Below are 6,762 nucleotides of genomic sequence, written 5' to 3' on the forward strand. Positions count from 1 at the left end.
TGAAAGAGCCATTAAGCCTAGTGCGATTAACTTTTTCATACATCACCTCATATTATTTTTAATTATTTGTTCGTTTGGTATCAGTGTTTCTTTGTTGAGGTAACTTTAGCGCTTGAGTGAAAGCCATTCGAGGAAAAGCAAGATTTACCAAATGGAAAATCAAGGGATTAGCGAAGTTCTGACGCTGTTCTGTCTTATCTGTTTTGTACTACCACTATGATATTAGAGTCACATAATTTCTGTACGCCTACCGCACCGAAATTACTGCCTATAAAAGGATTCATTTGGAGAGCCTGTGGACATCAATCTAGACATTCAAAATATCCTCGTCATCAAGCGTATGTATGAACTTCGCAATGTTGGACTGGTTGCGGAGTCGCTAGGAAAAACCTCTGGGGCGATCAGCAAGAACCTCTCGAAGTTAAAGTTGCAGCTCGACGATCCACTGTTCATTCAAACCAAACACGGGTTTGAACCCACGACTTTTGTTGAAACCAACATCGAAAATTTTGAGCAGATCTTGAGCAGCGTTGAAGCCATTAAACACCAAGTATTTTCGCCAGAAACTTACCAAGGTGATATCAAAATCTACGCAAATACCCTGTTCTGGGAGCGCTTTGGCTCGAAGCTCTACTTTGCTCTGAGTAAAGAAGCCCCGCATGCTCACTACTCATTCGTTCGGTGGGGAAGCAATGTGAGGAACAGGCTCATCGACGGCGAAGAATCCATAGCGGTTCATTACTTTGATGAAACCTTGCCACAGTCAATTTCTCAAATGGAATTCGGCAAAGGAAAAGTGGTGTTCTTCGTGAGAGAGGATCATCCAGCGAAAGACTTTGAGTCGCTCGCCAACTACCCAATCATTCTATTTAAAACCCCGGGATGGAATGACAATAAATACCCGATCCTTGATCGCCTTAGAAATATCGGATTTCACGTCAACCCAAGAGTGGAAGTCGACCACCCTGCGATGATTCACGATGTTGTGTTCAAATCCGACTATTTTGGTATCACCCTCAATGGCAGCGTACCAGAAGGCTGTCGTAGTATTGATTTACCCGAAAAACTGACGATCGATGTGGGTTATGTGATGAGCTGCCGTCGTTCACAGAAAGATGCGCCTTTGAATCAGTGGCTATTCCAAATGTTGAAATCCACCCTAAAAAACAAACAAGCGTAGTTCAGCATCTAAAGGCCTAAGTGATTACCGGGTTAACTGCTTAACTGCTTAGCTGTTTAACGACATAACTCCCCTACCATTCAAAAAAGAAAAGGCTCCTGTGGGAGCCTTTGATTAGGGTTCTGATGACTATTCGCTTATTTTTTTATTTTAAAATGCTTCTTCGAGCGTTTGTTCGTTCTTTTTTTCTGTTTGTTTCTCGCTGGTCTCTACCTCTTTCAAGCGCGCAGTGAAGTGTCTTAACACCGGAGGCTCGTAGGTAAAGTCGAGCCCTTTCACTTTCCCAGCATTCTCTTTCACTTTTTCGAAAGCTTCGATGATGAAGTCCATGTGCGTTTGTGTGTAGGTCGCGCGAGGAATGGTAAGGCGCAATAACTCAGCAGGACATGGGTGTTGTTCACCGGTTGCTGGGTCGCGACCTTGCAGCAAAGACCCAATCTCAACCGCTCTGATTCCCGCGACTTTATAGAGTTCACACGCCAAAGCATGCGCTGGGAACTGACCTGCTGGAATATGAGGAAGCAGTTTACCCGCATCGACAAACGCAGCATGACCACCCGCTTGTTGGCACACGATACCCATCGCTTCTAAACCATCGACTAAGTACTGAACCTGACCAATACGATACTCTAACCAGTCTTGGCGCATGCCGTCATAAAGGCCAACCGCAAGACGCTCCATCGCGCCACCTTCTAAACCACCATAGGTTGGGAAGCCTTCTTGCACCACACACAAGGTTCGACATTCTGTGTACACATCCATGAAAGAGTCGTCTTTAAAGCACAACAAGCCGCCCATTTGTACCATGGCATCTTTCTTGGCAGACATGGCTAAGCCATCCGCGTATTTGTAAGACTCACGCGTGATCTGTTCGATTGTCCAATCTTGATAACCCACTTCACGTTGTTGAATGAAGTAAGCATTTTCAGCGTAGCGTGCAGAATCCATGATCACAGGGATGTCGTACTTCTGAGCCACTTGATACACGGCTTTTAGGTTGGCGATAGACACTGGCTGTCCACCAGCAGAGTTACAAGTAATAGTGCTCACAATATAAGGAACATTGGCTGCGCCCGCTTCTAAAATCGCTTCTTCCAGCTTCACCACATCGAAGTTGCCTTTGAAGTCCGCATTCACTGAGGTATCGAACGCTTCTTTGGTATAAACGTTTTTCGCCACACAGCAATTCACTTGGGTGTGACCTTGTGTTGTATCGAAGAAGTAGTTCGACAAAGCGACCATTTTGCTGCGATCGAGCCCTTTCTCCATTTCACGCTTCTTGATAAGAACAGGAATGTAGATCTGCTCTGCGCCGCGCCCTTGGTGTGTTGGAATAGTCAACTCATAGCCAAAGATATCTTTCACCGCATTCGACAATGCGTAGTAACTGCGACTACCACTGTACGCTTCATCCCCCATTAACATCGCGGCTTGCATACGTTGGGTGATAGAACCTGTACCGCTGTCTGTCAGTAAGTCGATAAACACATCATCACTATCCAGTAAGAATGGGTTCATGCCCGCTTCAACAATGGCTTGCTCACGATATGCAGAGGTTGTTCTTTTTACTGGTTCTACAACACGAATACGAAACGGTTCTGGTAGATGTTTGAAGTTTTCCATAATAGTACCTTTCTATACATTCCGATCAGGTCGAAATCTATTTTCTTTAGATGTCACGAATCCTCACCATTAATTTAATAGCTCCGCATAAAGATAGACGGAAATTAACAATGAAAATAAACAAGTTAAATAATTAGTTATTAATCGAACCTAAACAGAGGCTGAGATAATTAGCAAGAACGACAAAACAACGAATATTCTGCACGAAATAATAAGTGCGATATTCATGCGTTCAAAGGTTATCAAAGCTGCTGATAGCTAAACAAAGCACGCTGCTTTGCTGGCGCGTGACGCCTAGAGGGTACTACTCTGAAGAAAGGCGGAACGAGAGCTGGTGATCTAAGGTATACCAAGCTAACAAGGTTAGCCATGTTGTTGATTGCCATTTCAGATACATGTTCACAATATATCCCTACGTTGAAATCAAGATGATCCGAAATTTAAATATAGTGCAATTGTTTTATAAATACAGCTTAGAAAAGTATAAATGTGATCAACATTTAGAATGATAATTAAATACGATAGCATGTTATATAAACTGTGAATCACAGTCATTTATATACTATTAAACTAGTTCAGCGAGTTACTTAATAATATCGAATCTCTTTTAAACTCAATACTTATCTAATAAGGGGCGAAGATGGCTGTTTTCTAAAAAGCTATCTTCTAGGAATCCATCTTCTAGAGAGCTACTGAGCTAAAAAGCCAAGCTCTAAAACTCGCCGATCTAGAAAAGCTAAGCACTAAAGCCCCAGCCTTAACAAAAAGAGATAAGCTCTCACGCTCTAAAAACTCAGTTCTGATGAGTATCAAGCCTCACCAGAACCGTATTCGCAATGAATGACTTACTTTTTCTTCACGACTTGTTTGATGGCCATTTCAGCCAGTTTCGGGGTCGCTGCTTTCAATGCACTGGGGGCAACCTTCTTACCCGCCTTGACCGCTTTATTCAGTTGGCCTTTAACCGACGTCCCTCTTTTCATGGCTTCTAAACGTTGGCGGTTTCTCTGCACGTTATTTGCGTCAGCGATACGCTCGATCAACGTCTGCCTTAAAGTATCTAAACCAAACTGTACCTTTTCTGGCGCAATCGCCAGCGGTAACACGATATCGGTTTGCAGCAATATATGATTGTATTCGAGCGCTTGAGCAATGATCTTTGCTTTGGTCGATATTGGATTCTCTAAGTCATACGGTGGTTGCCAATCGTCTACAGGCTTTAATCGGTCTACCTGATTCACAACCGACACCACAATCGGCTTCTTGCGTGAGATGTTCTTAGGATCGTCATAGAAAGCATCAAATCTATCTTTCAATTGCTTATCCAAATCACGCGCAGATTGATTGGCTTTAAGCACCCATAACACCACATCGGCTTGGGTCATCTCTTTCAGCATTAAGGCTTCGGTTTTAGGATTGCCATCAAGCCCTTGAAGATCAACAACGCGAACATCATTGTCGTCGACAAACGCGTTGTAAACCGTTGAAGTGTCGGTTGATGGCAGTACATCCACTTCAGCTACCAACTCTTGCTTAAGCGCGTTGATAAGTGAAGATTTACCCGAACTTGTTTGCCCAACCAGCACGATTCGCACAGGCTCTAACTCAGGAGCAAAGCGTTGTTCGTCGAGTTCAGAAACATCGGACACTTTAAGTGCTTCATCTTCAATGCTGAAACGTCCGCTATAGAGATCAATCGCCACCGCCGCAACTTCATCTAATAAGGCTTGTTTGGCGGCGTATTGCATGTCATCAACCACACCTCTTGTCATTGAAGATGTCGCTTGCTCTCTCCCTAAATCAGAAACAACTTTTAGCGGGTTCAAATAGAGGTTTTTGAGGTGATTCCCCCAAATAGCGGCCTTAACGATCTTCTGCCCTAGCTCGCCATATTTATCATAGGCTTCGTAGCCCGCCTTAATGTAAGAAACCTTGAGATACTCAATGCCCGGTATATGCTCTCGCACTACCAGTTTGTAGCGTCGGCTTACCTCTTCGAACAGCTTTAGCCCTTCAGGAATCGAGAAATCGAGCGATTTCTTATCAAACTTTTTCGCCACAAACTCAAGTACTTCTAAACCGGTTTGGTCTAGGTTGCCCCACTCTATGTCGACCATTAATTGTTGGCGTACATGGTGTTTTGAATCATTCCAGATCGACAGTTCTTTTTGAGACCAATCAGTCGAAGCCTTAACCAATGCATCGTTGATATCAGCTTTGTTATGTTGTGATTCAGATTCAGAAGCATCTTCGCCAAGGCCGTCGCTCTCTTTATTTGAGAAGGGCTCCGTACTTGAAGATCGGCGTGAAGAGCGGCTTGAAGAACGACTAGAAATGAACAAGGGAACGGTGAATACCAAGGTACTCACGGCAATGGCAATCGACATTTCGAGTAGGTAACCGTATTTGATCGCCAAGAAGACACCAAAACCCATCATGATAATGCTTGGGAAGATCGCCGAAATCAGAGCAATGCCCCAGCGGCCGCTCGATAGCACCGCCAGTAATCGAAATAGGTTTCTAATTTTCTTCATAGCCCGACGCCGCCTTTCCTTTTATCAGGGATTCTTTGTAGATCTTCTGCATCTCTTGTTCAGACACTTCTTCGCCTTTGTTCTTATGATAGAAGTAAAAACAAGCCGCGCGACCTAAACCATAAGAGGTGCCGAAACTCATTGCCGCTGCAGCCACCGCCCCTACCGTTTGACCATAAACTGGAATCAGCTTTATCAACTGTCGAGTGCCCAGCTTCATTCCGTATTGCAACGCAAAGCTGCTTCCCAGAGTGCCTATCAACTCACTGAAGACTCTCTTGTTCCACTCGACCCCATATTGATTCGCCAAGCTATGAAGCATTTTCGCTTGAATCGCAGGTACCGACACCAAACCAACACCCGGAATCAGGTCGCTCGCTGCAGCACTTCCCGCATACCAAAGCACTTCGTTTTCTACTTGATCAAAGTTGGCTTCTTCTTGAGTTGAATGCTCTTTGTCGACCACCATCATTCCGATAACAGGAAGCATATTAGTCAGCTGTTCAATCAAGGCTTCATAATTGTAGATTGCGCCACTGTTGTTGCTCACGTCATCCGTTTCGAAATCCACTGCGACCGATTCAAATTCCTTTCCCCACACCTTCTCTATTTGATTGGTGTTGAATTGAATTTGCCTTGCGCGGTCTGTTTCATTGGAAGACAAAACCGCAGTATGAACAAGCAGTAAATGCTTAATCTTCTTTTGCTTTTTAATTTGTTTCAGAGCGGCAAGCACGGCGGATTGTTCAGGTTCGTCGGCTTTCATTACAACGACTAACGCATTACCTGCCTGACCAATCTCTTCCAGATCCTCTTTCGCATCGTAATTCGCTTCGCTTAGTCCTCTGGTATCGAGAAAGCGCATCACGGGTTTGTCTTGTGGGAATTCGTAAGACATCGCCGTCATGGTACAAGGCGAAAAACCATTGCCCACTTCTACAGAAGAGTCGCCAGTCACCGCCTGAATAAACGATGACTTGCCCGCCCCCGTTTTTCCCAACAGCCACAATGTCGGCAGATGCTGACGCTGGTATTCATGGGCCTGAGTAAGATCTGGGTTCTTGCTCGGATTAATGAAGTCTTTTATTTGATCAAACATGTTTAGAGTAACGCTCACTTGATGTTGAGATTCGAGTTGATGACAAAGCAATACTGACTTATATAATCACAAATCATATTAAACTTATGTTTGTTCAGTCGCACAGGTTTACAATGCCTAAACGCTTGTTTTTATTTGCGCGCTCATTCTTTATAGGCGCTTTTTTATACGTGCGGGTATCATCGTATTGATTCACGCATCGAACAAACATCAACAAACACAGAGAAGTAAAAGGTAAGTATGGAACAAATTTATTTAGCTGGCGGTTGCTTATGGGGCGTACAGGAATTTATTAAGTACGTTCCTGGTGTTATCAGCACAGAAGC

The 6,762-nt window shown here is 44.1% G+C and carries 5 protein-coding genes; 2 read left to right on the forward strand and 3 right to left on the reverse strand.

Translation table 11 applies throughout. The annotated features are described in order from the left end of the window. The first annotated feature begins 295 nt into the window (after positions 1-295). Positions 296-1,180 carry a LysR family transcriptional regulator gene (locus AB4232_RS14315; protein WP_017090766.1) on the forward strand — a complete coding sequence of 295 codons (885 nt, stop codon included), beginning with the start codon at positions 296-298 and terminating at the stop codon, positions 1,178-1,180. A 150-nt stretch (positions 1,181-1,330) separates the two neighbouring features. On the opposite strand, the gene tnaA is transcribed toward AB4232_RS14315, so the two are convergent. The 3 genes from tnaA to AB4232_RS14330 all read right to left on the reverse strand — a co-directional run bounded on the left by tnaA (position 1,331) and on the right by AB4232_RS14330 (position 6,436). Further along, positions 1,331-2,803 (reverse strand): tryptophanase, encoded by a 1,473-nt coding sequence (tnaA, locus tag AB4232_RS14320; RefSeq protein ID WP_372087396.1) that lies wholly within the window; start codon positions 2,801-2,803, stop codon positions 1,331-1,333. Between the two features lie 845 nt (positions 2,804-3,648). After that, on the reverse strand, positions 3,649-5,337 hold the full coding sequence (locus AB4232_RS14325) for a GTPase family protein (protein WP_372087397.1): 1,689 nt from the start codon (positions 5,335-5,337) through the stop codon (positions 3,649-3,651). Continuing rightward, positions 5,324-6,436, reverse strand: a complete 1,113-nt coding sequence (locus tag AB4232_RS14330) for a YcjF family protein (protein WP_372087398.1) — start codon at positions 6,434-6,436, stop codon at positions 5,324-5,326. Before AB4232_RS14330 ends, AB4232_RS14325 begins: the two co-directional genes overlap by 14 nt. 240 nt (positions 6,437-6,676) lie before the next feature. Between AB4232_RS14330 and AB4232_RS14335 the strand changes: the two genes are divergently transcribed. Continuing rightward, positions 6,677-6,762: peptide-methionine (S)-S-oxide reductase (locus tag AB4232_RS14335; protein ID WP_372087399.1), on the forward strand; the 86-nt coding region annotated here is incomplete at its 3' end.

It is taken from the genome of Vibrio sp. 10N.286.46.A8 (genome assembly GCF_041470165.1).
Lineage (GTDB): Bacteria > Pseudomonadota > Gammaproteobacteria > Enterobacterales > Vibrionaceae > Vibrio > Vibrio tasmaniensis_A.

Coding starts and splice junctions, on each gene's coding strand:
- tnaA (WP_372087396.1), bottom strand. CDS start 2,803: ATGGAAAACTTCAAACATCTACCAGAACCGTTTCGTATTCGTGTTGTA.
- AB4232_RS14325 (WP_372087397.1), bottom strand. CDS start 5,337: ATGAAGAAAATTAGAAACCTATTTCGATTACTGGCGGTGCTATCGAGC.
- AB4232_RS14330 (WP_372087398.1), bottom strand. CDS start 6,436: ATGTTTGATCAAATAAAAGACTTCATTAATCCGAGCAAGAACCCAGAT.